General features: G+C 65.6%; 12 protein-coding genes and 7 pseudogenes. 8 read left to right on the top strand and 11 right to left on the bottom strand.

Annotation, left to right across the window (positions count from 1 at the left end; all coding sequences use genetic code 11):
• Positions 1-179: 179 nt before the first annotated feature.
• The 6 genes and pseudogenes from KHP12_RS40285 to KHP12_RS53580 form a co-directional block, all read right to left on the bottom strand.
• The gene (locus tag KHP12_RS40285; protein ID WP_211834278.1) at positions 180-452 is read right to left on the bottom strand and encodes a barstar family protein; all 273 of its coding nucleotides are present in this window, start codon (positions 450-452) and stop codon (positions 180-182) included.
• A 592-nt stretch (positions 453-1,044) separates the two neighbouring features.
• Positions 1,045-2,084 (bottom strand): annotated as a pseudogene (locus KHP12_RS40280) (IS3 family transposase); the annotation flags it as partial.
• 145 nt (positions 2,085-2,229) lie between these two features.
• Positions 2,230-2,691 carry a DUF4304 domain-containing protein gene (locus tag KHP12_RS53590; protein WP_167442447.1) on the bottom strand — a complete coding sequence of 154 codons (462 nt, stop codon included), beginning with the start codon at positions 2,689-2,691 and terminating at the stop codon, positions 2,230-2,232.
• A gap of 2 nt (positions 2,692-2,693) precedes the next feature.
• A complete protein-coding gene (locus KHP12_RS53585) occupies positions 2,694-3,041 on the bottom strand; it encodes a hypothetical protein (RefSeq protein WP_086881210.1) in 348 nt (115 codons plus the stop codon).
• Positions 2,933-3,625, bottom strand: coding sequence for a Hint domain-containing protein (locus KHP12_RS40260; protein ID WP_211834275.1), 693 nt, complete (start codon positions 3,623-3,625; stop codon positions 2,933-2,935). The genes KHP12_RS53585 and KHP12_RS40260 overlap by 109 nt, the downstream gene beginning before the upstream one ends.
• A gap of 324 nt (positions 3,626-3,949) precedes the next feature.
• Positions 3,950-4,069, bottom strand: a pseudogene (locus KHP12_RS53580) (RHS repeat-associated core domain-containing protein); the annotation flags it as partial.
• A 117-nt stretch (positions 4,070-4,186) separates the two neighbouring features.
• Between KHP12_RS53580 and KHP12_RS40250 the strand changes: the two are divergent.
• Positions 4,187-4,830 (top strand): annotated as a pseudogene (locus KHP12_RS40250) (helix-turn-helix domain-containing protein).
• Between the two features lie 31 nt (positions 4,831-4,861).
• Here the strand turns inward: KHP12_RS40250 and KHP12_RS51705 are convergent.
• Positions 4,862-5,068: pseudogene (locus KHP12_RS51705) on the bottom strand (integrase); the annotation flags it as partial.
• A gap of 268 nt (positions 5,069-5,336) precedes the next feature.
• Between KHP12_RS51705 and KHP12_RS40245 the strand changes: the two are divergent.
• The 4 genes and pseudogenes from KHP12_RS40245 to KHP12_RS40230 form a co-directional block, all read left to right on the top strand.
• The gene (locus KHP12_RS40245) at positions 5,337-8,543 is read left to right on the top strand and encodes a TIM-barrel domain-containing protein (RefSeq protein ID WP_211834274.1); all 3,207 of its coding nucleotides are present in this window, start codon (positions 5,337-5,339) and stop codon (positions 8,541-8,543) included.
• Positions 8,544-9,066: 523 nt separating this feature from the next.
• The gene (locus KHP12_RS40240; protein WP_244202710.1) at positions 9,067-9,552 is read left to right on the top strand and encodes an integrase core domain-containing protein; all 486 of its coding nucleotides are present in this window, start codon (positions 9,067-9,069) and stop codon (positions 9,550-9,552) included.
• Positions 9,553-9,682: 130 nt separating this feature from the next.
• Positions 9,683-10,539, top strand: a pseudogene (locus tag KHP12_RS40235) (IS5 family transposase).
• A gap of 206 nt (positions 10,540-10,745) precedes the next feature.
• Positions 10,746-11,318: pseudogene (locus KHP12_RS40230) on the top strand (integrase); the annotation flags it as partial.
• Between the two features lie 34 nt (positions 11,319-11,352).
• Here the strand turns inward: KHP12_RS40230 and KHP12_RS40225 are convergent.
• Both KHP12_RS40225 and KHP12_RS40220 read right to left on the bottom strand, forming a co-directional pair.
• The gene (locus KHP12_RS40225) at positions 11,353-12,387 is read right to left on the bottom strand and encodes an IS110 family RNA-guided transposase (RefSeq protein WP_086881207.1); all 1,035 of its coding nucleotides are present in this window, start codon (positions 12,385-12,387) and stop codon (positions 11,353-11,355) included.
• Between the two features lie 586 nt (positions 12,388-12,973).
• Positions 12,974-13,900, bottom strand: a complete 927-nt coding sequence (locus KHP12_RS40220; RefSeq protein WP_211834273.1) for a polymorphic toxin-type HINT domain-containing protein — start codon at positions 13,898-13,900, stop codon at positions 12,974-12,976.
• Positions 13,901-14,199: 299 nt separating this feature from the next.
• On the opposite strand from KHP12_RS40220, the gene KHP12_RS40215 reads away from it, so the two are divergent.
• From KHP12_RS40215 to KHP12_RS40210, 3 genes and pseudogenes are all read left to right on the top strand, one after another.
• On the top strand, positions 14,200-15,288 hold the full coding sequence (locus KHP12_RS40215; protein ID WP_086881367.1) for an integrase core domain-containing protein: 1,089 nt from the start codon (positions 14,200-14,202) through the stop codon (positions 15,286-15,288).
• A gap of 9 nt (positions 15,289-15,297) precedes the next feature.
• Positions 15,298-15,489, top strand: coding sequence for a DNA-binding protein (locus tag KHP12_RS51695; protein WP_308289557.1), 192 nt, complete (start codon positions 15,298-15,300; stop codon positions 15,487-15,489).
• Positions 15,486-16,623: pseudogene (locus tag KHP12_RS40210) on the top strand (tyrosine-type recombinase/integrase); the annotation flags it as partial. The gene KHP12_RS51695 and the pseudogene KHP12_RS40210, both read left to right, overlap by 4 nt.
• 162 nt (positions 16,624-16,785) lie before the next feature.
• On the opposite strand, the gene KHP12_RS40205 reads toward KHP12_RS40210, so the two are convergent.
• Both KHP12_RS40205 and KHP12_RS40200 read right to left on the bottom strand, forming a co-directional pair.
• Positions 16,786-17,109, bottom strand: coding sequence for a hypothetical protein (locus KHP12_RS40205; RefSeq protein ID WP_211834272.1), 324 nt, complete (start codon positions 17,107-17,109; stop codon positions 16,786-16,788).
• Positions 17,110-17,125: 16 nt separating this feature from the next.
• Complete coding sequence (locus KHP12_RS40200; RefSeq protein ID WP_246643996.1) at positions 17,126-23,596, bottom strand: polymorphic toxin-type HINT domain-containing protein; 6,471 nt, start codon at positions 23,594-23,596, stop codon at positions 17,126-17,128.
• Positions 23,597-24,030 lie beyond the last annotated feature (434 nt).

The raw sequence follows: 24,030 nt of genomic DNA, 5'->3' as shown, positions 1-24,030 counted from the left end.
TGACGCAGTCGGGTCAGGGCGTGAGGAGTACGCGCTTGCGGAGGAAGTCGAGGTTGAAGCTTCCCCTTGAGCCACCGTCCGCTGACGTTGCCGTCAACTACTGCCGTCACCCCACCCAGACGCCCCGCCAGATGCCATCTGGCGGGGCGTCATATTTACTCGGGCACACGCCCCCAAAGTCAGCAAGTGGCGAGATCTACGCGGAATTCGCGCATTAGTCCCACAATCGAATCCAGGAAGGCGTGATCAAAAGATTCTTGAGACGCCTGAAAGTTCCGCCAAACAATCCTCGCCGGGGGCCCCTCGCCGAAACTCGAAGAAATACAGTCCGCGAGAGCGTCAAGATTCGATCCAAAGTAACCGCCCGGGCCATTTACCGCCTCACCCAATGCGCAGTAGAACCCCGATTTCGTCGAAATTTGTCCACCATCCAAGTGGACAACCTCTTCCACTCATAGCGAGCAGCCCTACGGTTCGTAGCGAACCAGGAATTCTGAACGACGTGCAGCCATGCGCCCTGATAGTTCGCCGGCCACCGAAGCCATTCACCCTTCTCCAGGGCGATCCCTGATGCCCAACGCAGCCAAATTCTCTCAGCTTCGGGATACTCGCAACCATTACCAAAGAACCGGTAAGCGACTCTCGAAATATTTCCGCCTGGCTCCTCTACGCCCGTATCGCCGAGCACAACCCGACCAATGAAGTACTCACCAATCTTCTCTCGTTGACGATTCATGACCGCCATCACTGTATCTTCGGCCCTCCGCCTACCCTTCTCGACCTCATGGGCCCTCAGGAAGGCCACTTCCGGTAACCCTTCTTCCGGGTCGACAAAAAACCCTCTACTCCTTCAGCCGCAACAAGCACCCCTCCGGACTCTTCATCCGATACCACGTACAGCGGAAAATCCACCTTTCCCGCTACCGGCAGTTCGCCAGCCATGTCTAGTCCCCAAACCGGAACTGGTGCAGCGACAATCAAGTCGCTGCACCAGTTAACCATTAGAGCTACTAATTCCACCCCGAGTCAGGGAAATGGGGTGCACTGAAGCGTCTCGCGTTTGAACGTCGCGTTGAAGGACTCGGCAAGCGCGTTGTCCGCCGAGCTGCCGATCGCGCTCATGGACTGGCGGACGCCGGCCTGGCGGCAGGCGTCGGCGAAGGCCCGGCTGGTGTACTGGGCCCCGTGGTCGGTGTGCATGACCGCCCCGGCGAGGCTGCCGCGGGTCCGTTCGGCGGCGGTCAGGGCGTCGATGACGAGGTCGGTGCGCATGTGGTCCGCGATGGCCCAGCCGGCCAGGCGGCGTGAGGCGAGGTCGATGACGGTGGCCAGGTAGAGGAACTTCCCGCCGTCCAGCGGGAGATAGGTAATGTCGCCTACGTACTTCGTGTTCGGCTCGCTTGCCGTGAAGTCGCGGCCGATGAGGTCCGGGGCCTTCGCCGCGGCCGGTCCCGCAACGGTGGTGCGGTGCCTGCGACGCAGCCGCACGCCTGCCAGGCCGATGCTCCGCATCACAGGCGCGATCCGCTTGTGGTTGATGCGCTCGCCCGCTTCGCGCAGTTCGGCGGTGATCCTGGGGACGCCGTAGGTGCCGTCCGACTCGCGGTGCACGGCCCGTATCCGGGCGGCGAGGCGGGCGTCGGCTGCCTGCCGGGCGGCCCGGTCCGCGGCCGTGCGGCGCCAGTAGTAGAAGCTGAAGCGGGCGATGCCGAGGATGGTGCACAGCCGCTTCACGCCGTAGCGGCGGTGGTGGTGGTCGGCAACGAACTGGAAGCGGTTCACCAGCGCGTCTCTCCGGCGAAATACTTCGCCGCCTTGCGCAGGATCTCGCGTTCCTCCTCCAGCTCACGGACCTTCTTGCGCAGGGCTGCGTTCTCCTCCTCCAACGGCGTCGGTGGCTCGGTCGGCACCTCCGCCCGGCGTCCCCGAGGCCGGCTCGCGCCGGCTGCCCGGACCCAGTTCCGCAGGGTCTCGGGATTGCTCCCCAGATCGGCGGCGACCTGTCGGATCGTCGCCTCGGGCCGCGACTGGTACAGCGCGGCCGCGTCCGCCTTGAACTGCGGCGGATAGTTCTTCATGACCACGAGATGTCCGTTCTCAGATCCTCAGGATCCAGTGTCTCGTGTGTCCAGGATCAAGGGTCAAGGCCCGCGACAGACCAACACCCATAACGCAACATCATGCCGCATCAACCTGGCGCCACGTGAGACATACTCTTAATCAGGGACGCTAACCAGTTGAGTCCAGCAGTGAGCGCATTTCCCGATGCACGAATACTCTCTCCGGCACAGCAGAACCCAAGGCATCCTTCAAATCACCCAACCCGGTAATTCCGCTCATGAATAGAGCGACAGGTGCTCCGATCTTCTCCGCAAGGGAAGATCGGAATTCAACCTCAGTGACCCCTCGCCCAGAATCCGCCCCCAGAAGAAGGAGCCCCTCGGGGGTAACGGATTTGAGAGAGTCCAGCCTGAATCGAACTTGACACTTTGATTCAGGCAGCCACGAATTCTCGGCTTGGCTGGCGGGCGAGAAGGCGATGTTGACGTAGCACGACTCATCCCACCTGGACTTTTGAACATTGATCACCGCATACAGATTCGATGTGACTCGATACCAACTGTGGCCATGTCGTTGGAATCCTAGTGGTTTGACCGCTTCACCGATGACTCGGACTACTGTACTCTGCACAGTCAATCGAACCTCTTGTAGATGTCCAGATGCCCGGTCCAAGACTGGCCAGTCATCTCCTCAAGTTCTTCGACGTAGCCCTTCAACTGCCGACGTCCGGTCGCCATGCTACTAGGAGCGTCGGATTTGAGTTCGCGAACCACCCGGCTCTCCCAGTCGATCGCGTCAGGCCTGCGCCCGCTTGGAAGCGTCACTTCATAGTCGTATCCGTCCCCCAGTGCGGTTCGGTAATTCTTGTGAGTCAACCGCCCCCGAGCCGCGTCCGCGTTCTCACCCGACGTGAATCTTCCCTGCGCATCACGCCGACAAGTCGAATTATGAACGAGGACCGGAGTGGCGCCAGCGAGCACGTGTGGATTCTGCTGACTGTGAGGTCGTAGGTGCGTTGCAGCTTCGTGAAGTGGCGCACGGAGGTGACCGTCACGGCCTCGCCCTTGTCCGTGCGGAGCCGCATGCCGGTGATGACGTCGCCGGCGTCCACCCAGCGGGCCTCGCTCGTTACCCAGAACGGGTGGGTGCCGGTGGCGATGATCGACGCGGGGCGGTCACCGGTCTTCACTGTGAGGTCGGTGAAGTCCTTGTCATCATTGGTGACGATCGCCGCAACGACCGGGCGGGCCTCGCTCTTCCCGGTTTCGGGATCGGTGGCGAGAACCTTATCGCCGACCTTGACATCCTTGATGTCACTGTGGCCGCCGTCTGCGAGCTCTACTTGCGTTTCTTCGGTGAAGCTGTGGCACTTCTCGACCGCCTTCTCGGCTGCGTCGACCGCATCGTCAGCCTTCTTCTCGGCCTTCCGCGCCTTCTTCCAGATCTTGACGCCCTTGAGGGCCTTCCCCGGGCCCGGCAGATCAGCCGCAGCCCAAAGACACCCGGAGAGTTTGAAGTCTCCGCACTTCTTCCATTCCGATGTGTCCGGCCCGAAGAAGTCCACCGCCAGTTTTAAGGCACTGAACAGTCCCGTGCCGGCTTTCTCATCGTGATAAGGGCCGGGCACAGGTGGAGGTCCGGGACTCGGCGCGGGCGTCGGGTAGGAAGCCGAAGTGGACGCCGTGCCCCCACCCCCACCACCGCCGCCACTGCCGCCGCCACCATGGTGCCAACCACCACCGCTGGGGTAGTGGTTCTCCGGTGGGGCGTCTTTACCGGCGTCTCCGCCGTTGGTCGGCATGCAGTGCCCGTTGCCGGGGTCTACGCACAGGCCCGTGGGGTCCGAGTCAGTGACCGGATTCTGGTTGGCATAGCTGTAGCCGTTGAGGGACTGCCCCTGGTCGGGAGTGAGGAGCGGGTCGAGGCTGAGGAATTGGCCCGTGACGGGGTCGTATTCGCGGGCACCGATGTGGGTGAGGCCGGTGACGCCGTCGGCCGGCTTGCCGAGGACGCCTTGAGACCTGTGGACAAAGTGGAAGAGCTGGGCAGACCATCGGCCACCCCATGCCGAATCCGCAACTCAGCCCCAACACGGCCTGCACGACCCCGAAACGATCAACCGGGAATCAAGCCGGTGGATCCGGGCTCAAGCGACCGGGCGTTCCTGGCGGCGCTGCTGCACCGGCTTCCGCTACCCACCCTGCGGCGTACGCGGCTGCTCGTGCGTCCTGACACGGTGCTGCGCTGGCATCGCGACCTCGTCACACGCCACCATGCCGCGTTATCGCGGCCCAAGCGACCTGGTCGACCTCGTACGGTGCGCTCCATCCGGATTCTGGTGCTGCGTCTGGCGAGGGAAAATCCGCAGTGGGGGTACAGGCGTCTGCACGGTGAGCTGCTCGTGCTGGATGTGAAGGTGGCCGCGTCGACCGTCTGGAAGATCCTCAAGGATGCCGGCATCGATCACAGTCGTTCTCAGCGGCATCCAGATGCCGAGAATGAACTCCGCTCATCGAACGGTGGGTACAGACCCGCAGACGTGAACTCCTGGACCGGACCTTGATCTGGAACCAGCACCACCTCCTGCACGCCCAGCACAAGTACGGGCAGTTCCACAACGCCCACCGACCCCACCAGGGCATCGCCAACGCCCGACCGCTGCACCCACTACCCACACCGATCAACGATCCGGACAAGTTGAGCCGCCTGGACATACGCCGCCACGACCACCTCGGCAGCATCCTCCACGAATACCAACACGCAGCATGACCTGCACGGATGAAGTATTCGGCAGGGACAGTATCAGCCCGGACAGGGCGGCGAACCAGAACCGGTCGGCAGGTTCGTAGCGGACCGGCCCGGCCAACTGGCGGCGCAGGACAGCATTCGCGTGCCGCAGCACCAGCAGTTCCGCGTCCTTCGCCGTCCCGTGAAGGAGGAGTACCGACGGAACAGTGCGCAGCTTCCGGGTCACCTTGTACAGCGAGGACACGATCGCGGAAGGCATCATCCCAGCGAACTGACTGCACCCCCTCACCTGCGACGATGACTTTTCGAGCGGTACAGGTCATGGACAGTCGCGAGGGGATGTGCTGTCATTCCTCTGCGCACTCTCCAACGATCGATCGTTCGCAGGTCCCGAAGGGCCGCATCTGACAACGATGTCGGCACACGTGAGGACGGAGCTGTCCGTGCGAAGAAGATCAGCGTTACACGCCCTGCGCTTCCTGCGACGACGTGTCACGGTCGTCGCTCTTGTCAGCAGTATGGCAGCCATGGCCGTGACCGGTGCCGGGCAGGCGTCGGCGGGTTCACCGACCGGCCGCCTCGGCACGTCGGTGACGTCCGGCAACGCACGCTTCCAGGTCTTGTCCCCGACCCTGATCCGCACGGAGTACGCGCAGGACGGGAAGTTCACCGACAGCGCGACGTTCAACGCGATCGGCCGCACGGCGTTCGCGCCGGCCTCGTACACCTCGAGCACGGAGGACGGCTGGCTGACCATCAGGACGGGTGCGCTCACCCTGCGGTATCAGGTGGGTTCCGGTCCGTTCGACGCCCGCAACCTCGACGTGCGGCTGACGGCCGGCGGATCACCCGTCGGCGCCACCCCGTGGCAGCGACTCACCTGTGCCCTGGGCGCCCTGTGCGAGGCCGAGCAGCTCTCTCACAGCGGGCTCGGCGTCGCCACGGACCACGGCGGCTACACGGGCTCCGGTTTCCTGGCCGGTTTCGAGGGGACGGGCAACTCCCTGGTCGCCGAGGTCGACGTCGCCATACCGGGGACATATCAGTTCGACACCCGCTACGCCAACTCCCGTGGGAGTGACGGCCAGACCACGACGCGCACGCTGACGTTGTCGGTGGACGGCGGCGCGCCCCGAACGGTGAGCCTGCCGGCCACCGCGGACTGGGATACGTGGAGCCGGGTGAGCAGCGCGGTGCGACTCGGCGCGGGCCACCACACCATCACGCTGGGGAGGACCGCCACGAACTCCGGCAACGTCAACATCGACAGCGTCGCCCTGGTGAACCAGGGCGGTGCCTTCCCGCCCACGTCCGCGACCGCGATCACGGACTGCCGGTTCGGCGTGGGCTGTGAGGCCGAAGCCGACCGCGTCTCGGGCACGGCGACCATGGCCGGTGACCACGGCGGCTATTCCGGCGGCGGCTTCGTCGCGGAACTGAACCAGGGGGCCGGTGTGGCGGCCCATGTGGTCGGCGTACCGGCCGACGGCAGCTATGCGCTGCAGGTGCGCTACGCCAACGCCACCGGGGGAGACGGCCGTTACCAGACCCGCACCGCCACGGTGTCCTCCGGGGGCGCCACGCGGACGCTGTCGCTGCCCACGACCGGCGACTGGGACACCTGGCGGACCGCCTCGGTCCCGATCGGCCTCAAGGCCGGAGCCAACGACATCACCATCGGCTGTCCCGACGCCGTGAGCTGCCATGTCAACCTCGACACGGTCTCCGTCACCGGGGCCGGCTCCGCCGCCCCGCAACCCCACCTGGCGCTCGGCGGCTACCGCCGCAGCCTCGACGGCCTCAACGGTGACAACGGCGCCCCGGCCACCACGCCCGGCCTGCTCTACAAGGACGGCTGGTACCTGCTCGACGACACCTCCTCGGCGCTGTACGACACGGGCACCCGCCAGGTCACCCAGCGCCCCTCGCGCGGCGGTATGCCGTACCAGGACGGCTACGTCTTCGGCTACGGCCACGCCTACAAGCGGGCCCTGTCCGACCTCGCCACCCTGACCGGCCCGCCCAAACTGCTTCCCCAGTGGGCGTACGGCGTGTGGTACTCGGAGTACATCGACCGCACCGCCGCCGACTACCGGAACACGATCCTGCCCGCCTTCCGCGCCGAGGGCGTGCCACTGGACGTCCTGGTGACCGACACCGACTTCAAGTCGCCCAACACCTGGAGCGGCTGGGAGATGGACACGGCCAAGTTCCCCGATCCGAAGGGGTTCTTCGACTGGTCCGCCGCTCAGGGCCTGCACAACACGCTCAACACCCATCCGAGCATCCTCAGCGGCGACCCACAGTTCGCCCAGGCCCAGGCCACGGCCAAGGGCAAGCTGCGCAAGGGCGGCTGCGCCTCCGCCGCGAACGCCGGCCCCGGGGACTGCTACACCTTCGACTGGGGCGACCCCGACCAGCTGAAGGCGTACATGGATCTGCACCGGACCATGAGCGGGCAGGGCAACGACTTCTGGTGGCCGGACTGGTGCTGCGACAACTCCCAGTCATCGCTGCCCGGCGTCACCCCCGACGCGTGGATCAACCAGCAGTACGCCGCCGACGCCGACAAGACCATCGGCCGCGGATTCGTCGTCTCACGGGCCTACGGATCCCTGCAGGCGGGCGGCTACAGCGGCCAGCAGGCGCTGCCCACCGGGCCGTGGGCCGACAAGCGCACCACCGTCCACTTCACCGGCGACACCGCCTCCACCTGGGGCACCCTGAAGGCCGAGGTCGGCTACACACCCGGCGAGGCGGCCGCCACCGGCATGTCGGCGATCAGCCACGACATCGGCGGCCACAACGACACCACGGGGCTGACCGGTTCGGAGCGCTACACCTCCGGCGGCACGACCCGGACCACGTACAAACTCCCCGACGACATGTACGCCCGCTGGGTCCAGCTCGGCACCTTCCAGCCCATCGACCGGCTGCACAGCAACCACAGCGATCGGCTGCCCTGGCAGTACGGCGCCGCGGCCCGGGCCTCCGCGGACGCGTTCCTCAACCTGCGCGAGAATCTGGTGCCCTACACCTATGGGCTCGCGCAGACGGCAAACGCCACCGGTGTCCCCGTCACCCGTCCGACGTACCTGGAATACCCCGATGAACCCCAGGCGTACGCCACGTCCGGCAGCGAGTACTTCTACGGCCCCGACATGCTCGTCGCCCCCGTCACCACGCCCGGCGCCACGGCCACCACCTCGGTGTGGTTCCCGCCCGGCAGCCAGTGGACCGACTACTTCACCGGACGGACCTACGAGGGCGGCACGACCCAGAACATCACCTCCGGCCTCGACACCATGCCGGTGTTCGTGCGTGCCGGAGCCGTCGTCCCGACCCGTACGGACAACGTCACCGGCAACGACAAGGCTCCACTCACCAAGGTCACGCTCGCCGTCACCGCGGGCGCGTCCGGCTCCTACGCCCTCTACGAGGACAACGGGACCACCACCCGGCGCGGCCACAGCGCCGTCACGAAGATCCGGTACCGGGAGAACGGTCCTCGGCGCACACTGACGATCAGCCCCACGGCCGGCACCTTCCACGGCCAGGTCACCACCCGGCAGTGGACCGTCTCCCTCCGCGGTGTCACCGCTCCGAGCACAGTTCGGGTGGGGAAGGTCCGGCTGTCCCCCGACCGCTACCGCTTCGACAGCGCGGCCCGCACTCTGACCGTGAAGCTCCCGCCGCGCAGCATGCACACACCGGTCACGGTGACGTGCGGTTGAGCTAGGCGGGGATCATCTCGTCGGTGGCAAGTGGCGGACCGAGCACGATCTCCCCGTTCGCGGCGGCGGCCCGGCCCAGGGGCCACGGGGGGTGGCGGCCCAGTCGGCCGGCTTCGGCCGGGACCGGTCCCGGCCCGCTTCGCGGAAGAAGTTATCCATGCCCGAGGGGTGGCGATCACGAGCATGTCGACGTTGTCAGAGGTGAAGCGGTACGCGTGGGGATGTCGCGCGGCAGGAAGGCGACGCCGCCCCGTAGCGCTTCAAAACAGCTTCACCGCTGCTGACCTCCGTCCGCCGTATCCTGCCTGCCGCCAGCCTCGCCGCGGAGGGCGCGGGGCAGGAGCCGGGCGAGTGCGGCAAGCAGCGCCCGGTCCGGCCAGTTGGGCTTCGGGCTGGGCAACGCCGGCAGAAGGCGCGCAGAGAGTGGACGGAATTCCTCAGGGCACAGGCAAACGGCCTCCTGGCCACGGACTTCTTTCACATCGACACGATCGGACTGCAGCGGCTGTACGCCCTGTTCGCCATGGAGGTCCGCACTCGCACCGTCCACATCATCGGTGTCACCGCCCACCCCACCGGCGCTCGGACCACCCAGCAAGCCCGACAGCTGCTCTGGCAGCTCGGCGACCGCATCACGAACTTCACCCACCTCATCCGCGACCGGGACCGGGACCGGAAGTTCACGGCGGCTTTGGACGCCGTGTTCGCCAGCGAGGGCATAAACGTGGCCAAGATCCCGCCCCGGAGCCCCAACTGCAATCCGCATGCCGAGCGGTTCGTACACTCCGTCCACGAGGAGTGCACCAACCGAGTACTGATCTTTGGCAGAGGCCACGCGGAGCAACTCCTTCACGACTACGCCCGTCACTTCAACAGCCATCGGCCCCACCAAGGCCGAAACCAGCTCGCACCCCTCGACGACCCGAACGTCATACCGCTACCGACACCTCAGATCGCACGCAGACAGGCTGTCACAGGCCTCATCAACGAATACCACCGAGCAAGCTGACCACCCAACGAAACCCCAGCTCACGACCGGTGAAGCCGTTCTGAAGCGCTACGGTCCGGTTCGAATACGTCCATGAAGCTGGCTTTTGCCTCGCTCGATCGAGCGATATGCCCGGTTGGGAACCTCGTGCATGAGTGGTCCCATGACCTCTTCGCAGCAGCGTGAGCCGTACCCGAGCGACCTCTCCGATGCCCGCTGGGCGTTGATGGAACCGACCTTGACGGCCTGGCGGACCGAGCGACAGAAGACCTCGCTCAACCGTGACGGAAAGATCACTGACCTGCGAGAAGTCATGAACGCGATCCTCTTTCTCAACCGGACCGGCGTCCCCTGGCGCTACCTGCCCCACGACTTCCCGCCGCACACCACCGTGTTCGGCTACTTCAGCGCCTGGACCGCCGACAGCACCATCGAGAAACTCGGCCTCCACCTGCACCGGATGGTCCGTGAGCAGGTGGGACGCGCCGCCGAACCCACCGCCTGCGTCATTGATGCCCAGAGCGTCAAGACCGCTACCAGCGTGCCCACCGACACCCAGGGCACCGACGCCGGCAAGAAGACCGTCGGCCGCAAACGCAGCATCGTCGTCGACACCCTCGGCCTGTTACTGCTGGTCATGGTGACTGCCGCCAGCGTCTCGGACAACGAGGCCGGTATCCAGCTCCTCAGCCGCGTCGCCGCCGACCACCCCACCATCAGCAAGGCATGGGTCGACACCGGCTACAAGAAGAAGGCGATCGAGCACGGCGCCCTGCTCGGCATCGACGTCGACGTCGTCCCGTGAACGAGCAGGTCAAAGGCTTCTCCGTGATCCCGCGGCGCTGGGTCGTCGAGCGAAGTTTCGGATGGATCATGATGCACCGTCGCCTCGCCCGCGACTACGAGACCAAACCGGCGCACTCCGAGAGCATGATCCGCCTTGCGATGATCTCCAACCTCGCGAAACGAGCAACCGGCGAAACGTCCATCACTTGGCACAACCCATGAACTATCCCGTCTTCAACCAGAACGTCCTCTCAACGTGAGACCGACTCTCGGCGACTGGGGGTACGCGACACCGCAACAGCCCTGCCCTTGCCGGAAACCTCATCCGCCCTGGTGGGGGCGGTTCTTCAGGTTTCCCGAAATCTGGCCGCGGTCGCTCGAGCTCGCGCTCTCGCGCAGTTGCCGTCAGCGAGTCATGATGATCGATCGTGCTGCTGCGACTGGCTTACCTGGGTGTGACGAACGCGTTCGCGATGCTTCGCCTGCTGCCGATGCCCGACCGAGACAAGTGCGCGGAGATCCTCGCGCTGCGCCACCAGGTCACCGTTTTGGAACGTCAACTCGGCAAGGGCAAGGTTCGGTTCACGTCGAGCGATCGGGCGTTCCTGGCGGCGCTGCTGCATCGGCTGCCATTGCACGTCCTGCGAAGATTACGGCTGCTTGTACGCCCTGACACGGTGCTGCGTTGGCACCGCACCCTCGTCGCGCGCCGCCATGCCGCCTCCTGCCAGCCCAAGCGTCCGGGACGGCCGCGCACGGTGCGCTCGATCCGTGTCCTGGTGCTGCGGCTGGCGAAGGAGAACCCGAGCTGGGGGTACAGGCGCCCGCACGGCGAGCTGCTCGTGCTGGGGCTGAGAGTGGGCGCGTCCACGGGCTGGGAGATCTTGAAGGAGGCTGGCATCGACCCAGCACCTGAGCGGAACTCCAGTACTTGGTCCACCTTTCTTCGCTCTCAGGCTGATGCCCTGCTGGCCTGCGACTTCCTGGAAACAGTCACTCTGAAGCTCCTATAGATCGTCAAGTGGCTGGGCATGTCTATCGTGCGCTGGTGAGGTGGCGATAGACCTCTCGTGCGATGAAGCGCTTGAGGCATCTGAAGATGTCCTTCGTCTTGAGCCCTTCGAGGGTGCGTCGTGCGACGTAGTCGCGGGTACGTGGGTCGTGACGCATGCGGACCAGGACGATGGTGTGCAACGCGCGGTTGGCCTGGCGGTCGCCGCCGCGGTTGAGCCGATGGCGATCAGTGCGGCCCGAGGAGGCCGGCACGGGTGCGGCTGCGCAGAGGTGGGCGAAGGATGCCTCCGAGGCGAGCCTGTCGGGGTTGTCCCCGGCGGTGACCAGCAATTGCCCGGCGGTTTCGGTCCCGACGCCCGGTAGCGCGAGCAGTCCGGGCGCGGTGTGGGTGATCAGGGCGCGCAACTCGGCGTCCGCGTCCGCGATCTCCTCGCTCAGGTGCTGGTATCGCTTGGCCAAACGCTTGAGCGCGAGTTTGACGGCGGCGGCCGGGGTGGTCAGATCGGAGCCGGGCCGGCTGGCGACCAGACGCCGTATCAGCTCGGTGGTGGTCAGCGAGCGCAGTGCATCGCGCGTCGCCGCGGGCGCGGTGATGATCAGCGCTTTGAGCTGGTTGATGGTCTGGGTACGGGCCTTGACGGCGCTGGCACGTACCACGCGGAGCGTGCGGATCGCCTCGACCGTGCCGTCGCGATCCTTCGGGGTGCCGTTGGCTCGGCCGGAGAGCACGGCGGTGGCGGCGGCGTAGGCGTCGACAGGGTCGGATTTGTCTGCGGCGCGGCGAGCTCGACGATCGGGCCGGTCCACTTCGACCAGGGTGATCTCGTTGGCACGCAGGTGCCGGGCCAGTTCGGCTCCGTAGGATCCGGTGCCTTCCATGCCCACCATCAGCACCTGGCCGTACGAGCGCAGCCAGGCCAGCAGGCGCCGATAGCCTTCAGGCGTGGTGGGGAACGCCTCGGTGGCCAGGTGCCGGCCGATGGTGTCGATGACGGCGGCCTGGTGGACATCGGTGTGGGTGTCGATCCCGCCGATCACTTCGATGGGCTGTGGCATGGCGGCCGGCTGACCTGCACGGATGAGGTTTCCAGCAAGGGCAGTGTGCCCCACCAGGAACAGTCGCTGGTGAGGCACACTGGCATTTTCCGGCCTCCCATAGGCGACCAAACGTGCTTTCTAGAACGACGTTGAAAACCGGTCTAGATCTCTACGAATCGGTCCAGAGCACGGAATGCGCGTCCACCACCATCCACGCGCTCTAGCCTCATCGCCATCAAGCCGAGGAAGGATGTCAAGTTCATCGACTTCCGTATATGAGAGAAATCTTGAATCCACCTCGCCAAGGGCGGCACTGAACTTCCTCGACTCCCTCTCGGGAATCATCTCCAATCCTCTGGCGATGAAATCCCGCAGAGAGTCAGCCGCAATCAGATCATGCGCACCCCAGGCAGACCTGTCGGAGTCAGGCAGGTCAAGTTCCCTTTCCATTCGCGCCACATGCTCGTACCAGCCGAGCAGCAGCGTGACCAGGCCCAACGAACGAGCAGGGGCTACGCTTACCGCGGTTCTCTCCAGTTGGTCTGCCTCAGCGGCTCCCAGGTGACGGCTAAGCCACTCACGCGCCTGAACTTCCGCCATGACATCATCTCCCCGGGTAATAGGCTGTCGATTTCCACGGCATGTCCCAGTTCACGATGACGCGGACCCCATTGTGGTCAAATCGGGATGAATTCTGCCCTTCAAGCTGACGTGGTCCAGCTTGCCTCAACGTGGTTTCCACTTCAGCCGCCGAGGGCCTACCCATCGTCGGATTACCGTCCCCCGTATGCCCATTCACGAATTCAGTGATCTCATCCAGGGAATATTCGCTTCCATGGAAGTCCTCTCCGCCAAGGTGGTCACCATTCTTCCCCCCAAGCGGAACCCCACAGTTGGGCCCTGAATTGTGAACGAGGACCGGCGTCGCACCCGCGAGTACATAGTACGTGTGGATTCTGCTGACTGTGAGGTCGTAGGTGCGTTGCGGCTTCGTGAAGTGGCGCACGGAGGTGACCGTCACGGTCTTGCCCTTGTCCGTGCGGAGCTGCATGCCGGTGATGACGTCGCCGGCGTCCACCCAGCGGGCCTCGCTCGTTACCCAGAACGGGTGGGTGTCGGTGGCGATGATCGACGCGGGTCGGTCACCGGTCTTCACTGTGAGGTCGGTGAAGTCCTTGTCATCGTTGGTGACGATCGTCGCAACGACCGGGCGGGCCTCGCTCTTCCCGGTTTCGGGATCGGTGGCGAGGACCTTGTCGCCGACCTTGATTTTCTTGATGTCGCTGTGGCCGCCGTCTGCGAGTTCTACTTGCGTTTCTTTGGTGAAGCTGTGGCACTTCTCGACCGCCTTCTCGGCTGCGTCGACCGCATCGTCGGCCTTCTTCTCGGCTTTCCGTGCCTTCTTCCAGATCTTGACGCCCTTGAGGGCCTTCCCCGGGCCCGGCAGATCAGCCGCGGCCCAAAGACACCCGGAGAGTTTGAAGTCTCCGCACTTCTTCCATTCCGATGTGTCCGGTCCGAAGAAGTCCACCGCCAGTTTTAAGGCACTGAACAGTCCCGTGCCGGCTTTCTCATCGTGATAAGGGCCGGGCACAGGTGGAGGTCCGGGACTCGGCGCGGGCGTCGGGTAGGAAGCCGAAGTGGACGCCGTGCCCCCACCCCCACCTCCACCTCCGCCACTGCCGCCGCCACCATGGTGCCAACCACCACCGCTGGGGTAGTGGTTCTCCGGTGGGGCGTCTTTACCGTGTCCCGCTCGGAAACACGATTCTGGACGTGACCTGCAAGCTTTTCCGCCAGAACCCGCACAGCATCTGGGACGATCCTTCGATGGTGCTGTCGATTGTCACCGCGCTGGCCAGAAACCTGGTCATGGTGCCCGCTGCCGTGCTGCGCAGCCGCGTGGCCAAGGACGCGGAGGTGTTGGCGCTCCGGCACGAGAACTCGGTGCTGCGTCGTCAGATCGCGCGGGTCCGCTACAAGCCGGCCGATCGGATCTGGCTGGCCGCGCTGTCGCGGTTGGTGCCTCGCGGGCGATGGCGGGAGGTCTTCGCAGTCACGCCGACCACGCTGCTGCGATGGCACCGGGAGCTCCTCACGCGCAAATGGACGTTCACCCAGCACCGCCGGCGCCCCGGTCGCCCCTCCACTGCGCCGACCGTCAAGCAGCTCATCTTGCGCCTGGCCCGCGAGAACAGCAGCTGGGGCCACCGCCGAATACAGGGCGAACTCGCCCGCCTCGGCTACTCGATCGCCCCATCCACGGTCTGGGAGATCCTGCATGCGGCTGGCATCGACCCGGCCCCCCAGCGCTCCGGTCCGACCTGGCGCCAGTTCCTCTCTGCCCAGGCTCGCGGCATCATCGCCGCCGACTTCCTGCACCTCGATACCGTCTCGCTCAAGCATCTGTACGCTCTGGTCTTCATCGAGCACGGCACCCGGCGCGTTCACCTCGCCGGCGTCACCGCCCACCCCACCGCCGAGTGGACCACGCAGCAGGCGAGGAACCTCGCCATGACGTTGGGGTGCCGGATGGACTCACTGCGCTTCCTGCTCCGGGACCGGGACTCGAAGTACACCAGGTCCTTCGACGCCATCTTCGACGCAGACGACATGCAGGTCCTACTCAGCCCACCCCAGGCACCGAGAGCGAACGCGGTCTGCGAGAGAGTCGTCGGCACCCTACGCCGCGAGATCCTCGACCTGATCCTCATCTACAACGCGAATCACGCCCACGCAGTACTCACCGCTTACATCAGGCACTACAACCAACACCGCCCCCATCAATCTCGGCAGCAACTACCTCCAGACAGCACCGAACCGCCCGTCCCGACCACTGTTGCCGACCTCCAAGCCCATCGAATCCAGCGACAACCTGTCCTCGACGGTCTGATAAACGAATACCGTCACGCTGCCTGACCGCACCGCATCGCCGCAGCTCACAGAGCTGAATCGTATTTTCGAGCGGCACAGCGCCTCCAGCTCGACCGCTCCGCCATCTACGACCTGCTCCGCACCCGCCAGCTCGCCTCGATCACCCTCGGCCTCAACCGCCTCATCCCCGCCTATGCGCTGGCCGACTTCATCCACACCCACCTCGACCAGGAAGCCGCCTGTTGACCACGCCCCGCGACACCAGCCCCTCCCGCCGTACCCGCGCCAACGGTGACGGAACCCTCTACCAGCGCAAGGACGGCCGCTGGGAAGCCGCCGGCTACGTCCTCGCACCGGGCAACACCCGTCGCCGCGTCCGCGTCAACGGCACCACCAGGAAGGAAGCCCTGGCCAAGCTCACCGAGAAGATCGCCGCCAGCAACCGCGGCCTTCCCATTCCGCGCAGGGCGGCGTGGCCGCGTACCTGACGTACTGGCTTGAGAACGTCGTCGTCTACCAGCTCCTCGAGAACACCCACACGCGATACGCCGCCTGCGTCGACCGGTACCTGATCCCCGGCCTGGGTAAGAAGAAGCTCACCAAGCTCACCGCCAAGGACGTCCGCACCTGGCTCAACCAGTTCCGCACCACCTGCCAGCGCTGCTTGCGCGGTATCGATGCCCGGCGTGATGAGCCCTGCTGCTGTGGCATCGGCCAGTGCTGCCACAAGGTGCTCTCCCCGTGACGCTCACCTACATCCACTCGGTGCTCAAGTCAGCCCTGGAGCACGCCGTACGTGAGGAAGAGATCCCGCGCAACGTCGCCCGCAACGTCCGCACCAGCACGCCCCGGCCCCGACGCCTCGCCCCTCTCACCACCGACGAAGGCCGCCGACTCCTCACCACAGCCTAGGGGCATCGGCTGCACGCGCTGTTCGAACTCCCCCTCCACACCGGATTCCGCAAGGGCGAACTCCTCGGCCTCCACTGGGAAGACCTCGACCTGAACGCGGGCACCGCCGCCATCCGCCGCACACTTCAGCGCACCAGCGCAGGCGGGCTCACCACGCTGCCCACCAAGACCCGGCCCTCCGAACGCCGCATCGCGCTACCCGCCCGCTGCGTCCACTCGCTGAAACTCCACCCCGAACAGCAGCAGCACGAGCGCGAGGCAGCACGCACCGCGTGGCAACCCAACGGGCACGTCTTCACCACCGCGCAGGGCGGATCGATCGACCCGACCAACCTCACCCGCGCCTTCACCACGCTCCTCCGCAAGGCCGGCCTCCGCCGCGTCCGCTTCCACGACCTCAGGCACTCGACCGCGACCCTGCTTCTGGAGCAGGGCGTCGAACTCGTCGTCACCAAGGAACTCCTCGGCCGCACCCTCGACCACCCCTGACACACGCACGGCAACGGCGGCGGACACCTGGTGTCCGCCGCCGTTGCCGTCATCTACTGCCGTCAAGCCGCAGAACGGCCCCTGTCGGCGACACCGACAGGGGCCGCATCTTTGCGCTTGGATGCGCAGTGAATCGGAAGCCTAAATCGGCTCGCCCGCCACTCCGCTGAATCCGACGAGGCCGTTCCTCTTCGCCATGTCAAGAATCTCAGGGAGATAATCCAGTTGGCGAACCGAGAGGGTCAGGAGGACGTACTTTCCGGCGTCATCCGGTTCCTCTTCCAGGTCGAATCGAGACGGCTCCAGAACGTCGTCCACATCTGGCCACCTAGTCAGCAACTCCTCCCGGAACCGCAATACGTCAGGGCTCACGACAAGGTCGCCGGTGTCGCCCTCAGCAAGGTTGTCGAAGACTTCCTCAGGGTCCCCGGCAGAGCGCTTCCAGAAGGCGAAGTCGCTACTCACAGGCCATCCTCTCAGGTTAGGGGTTGCAGATTGGACACTCTGTACCGCGCCGGACGACCGAGGTTTCAAACCCATACGTCTTCGCTAGCCATTCGTCCTTCCTTCGCTGACCCCTGGTGTAATTCGATTTATTCACCTTCACCTCATAAAGGTGAAGGTTTCCGTCTGGATTCCTGACCGCGATATCCACTTGACGCCTGCCGTAAGGGGTCCACAAATCAAGTCCATTCCCGTAGCTCTCGCTGTAGATATCAGACTTGTTGTAGAACTTCTCAAACGTCTCTGTCATTTCATCGACACCGGCAGCGCCGCGGGCTTTGTCGTGCTGGCGAATGCCGCAGTTGCTGTTGTGAACGAGGACCGGCGTAGCCCCCGCCAGCACATAGTACGTGTGGGTTCTACTGACTGTGAGGTCGTAGGTGCGTTGCAGCTTCGTGAAGTGGCGCACGGAGGTGACCGTCACGGTCTTGCCCTTGTCCGTGCGGAGCTGCATGCCGGTGATGACGTCGCCGGCGTCCACCCAGCGGGCCTCGCTCGTTACCCAGAACGGGTGGGTGTCGGTGGCGATGATCGACGCGGGTCGGTCACCGGTCTTCACTGTGAGGTCGGTGAAGTCCTTGTCATCGTTGGTGACGATCGTCGCAACGACCGGGCGGGCCTCGCTCTTCCCGGTTTCGGGATCGGTGGCGAGGACCTTGTCGCCGACCTTGATTTTCTTGATGTCGCTGTGGCCGCCGTCTGCGAGTTCTACTTGCGTTTCTTTGGTGAAGCTGTGGCACTTCTCGACCGCCTTCTCGGCTGCGTCGACCGCATCGTCGGCCTTCTTCTCGGCTTTCCGTGCCTTCTTCCAGATCTTGACGCCCTTGAGGGCCTTCCCCGGGCCCGGCAGATCAGCCGCGGCCCAAAGACACCCGGAGAGTTTGAAGTCTCCGCACTTCTTCCATTCCGATGTGTCCGGTCCGAAGAAGTCCACCGCCAGTTTTAAGGCACTGAACAGTCCCGTGCCGGCTTTCTCATCGTGATAAGGGCCGGGCACAGGTGGAGGTCCGGGACTCGGCGCGGGCGTCGGGTAGAAAGCCGAAGTGGATGCAGTGCCCCCACCTCCACCTCCACCTCCACCTCTGCCGCCTCCGCCTCCGCCACCACCGCCATGGTGCCAACCACCACCGCTGGGGTAGTGGTTCTCCGGTGGGGCGTCTTTACCGGCGTCTCCGCCGTTGGTCGGCATGCAGTGCCCGTTGCCGGGGTCTACGCAGAGGCCGGTGGGGTCCGAGTCAGTGACCGGATTCTGGTTGGCATAGCTGTAGCCGTTGAGGGACTGCCCCTGGTCGGGAGTGAGGAGCGGGTCGAGGCTGATGAATTGGCCCGTGACGGGGTCGTATTCGCGGGCGCCGATGTGGGTGAGGCCGGTGACGCTGTCGGCCGGCTTGCCGAGGAACGCCTTGTCGTCCGGCCATGTGGTGGGCTTGGTACCACGCGGAGCGCCGAAGGGGGTGGTGTAGCGCTTGGTGACCGCGCGGGTGTCGACATCGACGGCCAGGGTGCCGGTGCCGTGGTTGTCGGCGGCGAGGAAGGTCAGCTTCGTGGTGGACTGGCCCTTTGTGCCGGTGCGCTCCGCGATGGTCTGCCCGGCGCCGGTGTAATAGCGGGTGCCGGTCAAGGTCTTCGCCGAGCCCCGGGCAGTGAGACGGACCTCGGTGGCGCCCAGGTAGAGGACCGTGTCCCCGTCAGCCGTCGTGGCACGGCGGATGAGGAGCTCGCCGTCGGCGTCGTAGAGGTAGCCGGTCCCCGTGGCCGCCTTCCCGCCCTTCGCCGGTTCCGAGGAGGCCGCGAGTCTGCCTTCGGTGTTCCAGGCCAGGGTCTGTTCGGCCTGGGTGCCCGGCCGTGTGGTCGTGTTACCTGCGGCGTCGTACGTGTACGCGGCAGTGGCGGACGGTGTGCTTCCCGGCTTGGTCGTGCGGGTCCCGGCCAAGGGATGCGGCTGCCCCTTGGCCGTGCCATACGCATAGGTTGTCGTCGTATCGCCCGCCACCGCGTGCTGAGTCTCGGATTCCCGCTGGCCCGCCACGTTGTAGGTGTAGGACGTCCAGTACGGGGCGGCGCCGCCGAGGTTCTCGGTGGTCCGGCCGGAATCCGCGCAGTCCGCCGCCCTCGGCGTCCATGCCTCGGCCAGGCGCCGATAGCCGTCGTAGCCGAAGCACTGGTAGTCGGCCTTGCCGGTGCCGCCGAGGTTCGTGCCGTCGAAAATCGACGTCACGTTCCCGGCGTCATCCTGCGTGTACTTCAGGTCCTGGAGCAGGTATCCGTAGGTCTCATCCCGTGTGAAGCCGCGTGTCAGGCGTCGAGTCCCGTCCTCGTACTCATAGCTCGTGTACAGCTTCTTGCTGTCCGAGGCGGGGGATGTTCCCAGCTCCAGCTGGCGCAGGTCCCCGACCGGGGAATAGACGGCGTCCAGCAGATAGCTGGACGCGCCCGAGGTGGTGAGCTGCTGGCCGGTCGCGTTGTATGTATAGGAGACCGACTCGCCCGACAGCCCGCCCACGGCCGGCTCTCCGGTCTTCTTGACCGTGCCATCGAGCCCGTAGTCGGTGGAGAAGGCCAGTGTGGAGGGTACGCCGGCCTGTACGAGCGGGTCGTTCCCCGGCAGGAGGAGCTGGGACCCGGTCGGCTGGTAGAGACTGTTGTATTTCGTGACTTTACGGGTGTACGCCTTGCCGTCGACGCCGCCTTCATAGCGGGTCGCCGAGTCCTGCTGCCCCTTCGCGAGGGTGTCGAAGGTCCAGGACGCCAACTTGTTGGCGGCCGTCTTGGAGGACTGCCACATGCCGGTTCTGCGGCCGAGTTCGTCGTACTCGTACAGCAGGGTGTTCTTGTTCGCGTCGTCCGTGGAGCTGATGTGGTCGAGCTCGTCGTAGTGCGTGGACGTCTTGCCCTTGTCGGGGTCGTCAGCCGTGCTCAGTCGCCCGAAGAGATCGTAGGTGTACGTCCATGTGGCGTTGTCCGGGCCGACGATGGTCTTCTGGTCACCGTCCGGTGTGTAGGTGAACTTCGTGCTCGTGTACTTCGTGCCGGTCGGGCTGGTGCCCGGGTACTCACGGCGCTCGGTGACCCGCCCCAGGGCGTTGGTGACCTCGGCGACGGCTGACCCGCCCGCCGGGGCAGTGGTCGCGGCGGTGTCGCCGGTGTAGGTGGTCGTCGTGGTCCAGCGGTCGGCGCCGCGGACCTTGGTGACCGCCTGGACCGGGCGGCCGGCGCCGTCGTACTTCGTGTCGGTCTGGGTGGGCGCCTGACCGCCGTCGGTTTCCACCGCCTCGCCCGACGGACCGTTCTTCTCGTCCCAGATGTCGGCTTGAGAAGAGACGGCCAGACCGCGGTCGTCGTACAACGTCTGCGAGATCACCCGCCCGCCGACCGGCGAGGGCTCCTGGATCTGACGGGGGCGCAGCAGGCTGTCGAAGATTTCGTAGGTGGTGTTGTATCCGGAGCCGTCGCCCTTGAGCGTGCCCGTGGAGATCCACGGCAGGGCTGCGTTGGTGACCTTGTAGCCGTATACGTAGTTGGGCTTCTCCTTGACGGCATTGGACCGGTTGGGCAGCCACACCTTGGTCACCCGGCCGAGGCTGTCGTACTCGGTCTCGGTGATCTTCTTGTTGGGGTCGGTGACCTTGAGCGGCGAACCCCGCGCCGGATCGACCGTGGTGATGGTCGTGAAGCCCTTGGCATCGGCGGTCACGGTGGAGGTCAGCGGACCGGCCGTCTCGGGCGTGTAGGCGGTGGTGGCAGTGGTGCGGTCGAGAGCGTCCTTGACAGTCTTCGGTCGACCCAGCGTGTCGTAGGTCGTGGTCTCGACCTTCTGCCAGCTGGGGTCGTTGCTGTCGGCGTAGCCCTTGGCGCGGCCGGTCCAGCGGATTTCTCCCCGGGTGGGAGTCTGGTCCTCCGACCAAGTGGTGCTGTCGTACGCGGTGGCCACATCAGAGACGACGTCACCGCGACGCGAGGAGTCAGCGGGAAGATCGAGGTCAGCGGCCGTGACCGAGCACCTACGCGACACGGTCTGGGCACGCGCGATCAGTGAGCTGATGCCCGCCTTGTCGTTGCGTGCGTACCAGTTGCGGGTGCAGGTCTCGTCACCGCTGACCGCGTCGTCACCGTCGTCCTCGACGGTGGCGGGCATGCCGAAGTCGTCATAGGTGGTGGTCTGGGTGCGAACCCTGTCCACCGGGCTGATGCCGCTGGTGATTCTGGTGCGATCGTGGGTGGCCCTGGTCCGAACGTAATATGCCTCGGTGTCCGCGTAGGACTTGTGCTGGGTGGCGGTGCGCTTGGACCACGGGTCGCTGATGCTGCCGGACACCTCGGCGTCCCCGTTGTAGGTCACCGACTCGCGTGTGAAACCGGCGTACGGGTCGGAGTCGGTGATCTCGGCGGCCGTGATTCCCTTGACCGTGACCGTTTTCCGCTTGTCCGGGTCGACGCCCTTGCCATCGGGTGTCAGTACGCGGTCGCCGTCCATGCCGCGCATGTAGACGGTGACGGTCCTGGACCTCGTGCTGTCGCCGGAGCCGGTTCGGTGGATGACCTTGCCGTAGCCCCGCCACTCCGACCAGGTGCGTTGCTTCGCCGGCGTCATCGGATCGTCGTTGTAGTGCCAGGCCGCGCCTCCCTCGTACGTGTAGGAGTGGGCAACGGCTTCGGAGCCGCCCTTGGGGTCGGTGGTCCGCACACCGGTCACCGGATACTTCTGGAACCAGTCGAGCTGCGGGTCGGCCGCACCGTTGGGTGACCAGTAGACCGGGAAGCAGCGCTTGGTGTTCTCATCCGCCTTCGGCATCGTCCGGCCCGCGACGCAGTCGGCTTCCGCGTAGTCGACGATGGTCTGGGCGCCGGCCTCAGAGGTGATGGTCTTCACCCGTGGCTTTTCCAGGGACAGAATGTCGTCCGTCGCACCGTCCACACGGTTCGTGAGCCAGGTGTGAGTGAACTTCACCGGATCCAGAGAGATGTCACTGCCGCGCTTTCCAGTGCGCTTGATCTCGTCCAGCCACAAGGACTGGTCGGACGAGTCGCCCGTGTCACCGGGGTCGAGATAGGTCTGCTTGAGCGCCCAGGAGTCGACGGGTTCGTAACCGGGTGTGGCAGCGGTCGCGTTCCAGAAGTAGGTGGTGATGTCCGTCAGGCGCTTGCGCGTGAAGAAGGAAGGGCCGACGTTGCCGGAGCACTTGTCACCGTCCTTGCACACCGCGTCGAAGGGCACGTCCGGCCAGTTGTCACGGTGATCCTCGTTCAGCGAGTCGCAGCCGGTGCCGGAGGCCATGCAGCGTTCCGCGACGGTGAATGTGACCTTGTTCGAGGCAGAGGGGGTCGCGGAGAACAGAGCATCGGCGCGCTGCCCGTAGCGGATCTCCTTGAGATAGCCGCCGCGTATGTAGTCGGTGCCGGGGTCGTCCTTGCCGTTCTTGGCGTAGTTGTTGTGCTCGGCGTTGTACCAGTACGTCATGGCGTTGTTGTGGGTGTCCTCGACGTAGTCGAGGTTCCAGCGCCATGCCTGCTTCTTGTCGCGCTCACCGAAGGACGAGCCCGAGGAGTAGCCAGGCTCTCCCTCGTCGTCGCCGAAGACCGGCACGGTCCAGACCGACGCCGTGCGGTCGTCCGCGGCCGCGCCGTCCAGCTTGTCGAGTCCGAAGACGTACTTGGTGCCGTCGCCCGTGGTGACGGTCCAGTACTCGCCGTTGTCGTCTCCGTTGTCGGCACCGGTGGAGTGCTGGACGGTGGAGGCATCGTCGTTCTTCAGCCGCCACGTGCCGCTGGTGTCGTCCTTCACCAGTTCCGTCGCCTTGCCGTTGAGCACGAGCGAGGCGTTGTCGTACTTCCAGCACAGATCGAACTTGTCGTCCTGTCCGTCGTCGTTGCAACTGCCGTACTTGCGCTCGATGTACGACGAGGTGAGATCGAATCCCTCACCGATCCAGGAACCCTGGTTGTTGGTGTTCGCCGTTCGTCCGTCGACGCTGCCGGAGTCGTACGAGATCGACAGATCCGGTGCGGGCCCAGCCGCTGCGGGAGGCATGCCCAGCGGATACGTCCATGTGAAGGAGCCCGAGGACCCACCCGACTCCCACGTGGACGAGGCGGAAAGCGGCGTCGCCTTGTAGTCGCCACCGCCGGACTTGGCAGCGGCGGCCACCGCCAGGACCTTCACCTCGCCACCCGGCTTCGCGGCGAAGGTGAGCGGTGCGGAGAGCTGCTCCTTGTGCCGCTTGTTGACCGCCCGAAGAGGGCTCTGCGTACGACAGCCGGCCTTCTGCGGTGTCGTCAGCGCGCACGCCGGTAGCTGCACGAGGGTCAGGCGTCCGGCCCAGTCACCGCCGTATGCCGCGGCGAAGTCCGCGTAGCTGATGCCGAGCTTCGCGCTTCCCCCCTTGGCCGAGGCGACGGCCTTGAGGAGCACGCCCTTGACCCCGGCCTTCCGAGCTCGGCCTTCGTCCATCACCTGGATGCTCAGACTGGGAGTGGCGTGGGCCTTCCCACCCTGGGCCTTCCTGCCCGCCGTACCCAGGGTGAGCGGCAGACCGCCCGGCCGGGCCGTGGCCGAGCCGCTGCCGGATACATCCAGGCGCGCGGTACCGGCCTTCGGCCAGGTCACCTTCCTGGCCTGGTCGCGGCGCGCCGCCTCGGCGGCCGAGCGGTCTGCCGCCTCGCTCTCCTTCACCAGGGCGGCAGTCCTGCGGTCCGTCTTCGGGGAGAGGGGTACGACCTCGTCCGCCCGCGGGGCCTCCAGCTTGGGTCTGCCAAGCCCTTTGGCTTCTGACTCGAACGTGACCGGTGACAGCAGTCCCGGCACCAGCGACAAGCCGGCCACCGCGGCGACGCGCCCCAGCCAGCGGCCTCTCCGCGCTCTGCTTCTGACTAATAAGACACCAC

Origin of the sequence: Streptomyces asiaticus, from assembly GCF_018138715.1 — a bacterium.
Lineage (GTDB): Bacteria > Actinomycetota > Actinomycetes > Streptomycetales > Streptomycetaceae > Streptomyces > Streptomyces asiaticus.
The sequence above is the reverse complement of the archived record's forward strand: the minus strand, read 5'-3'. Positions and strand labels throughout refer to the sequence as shown.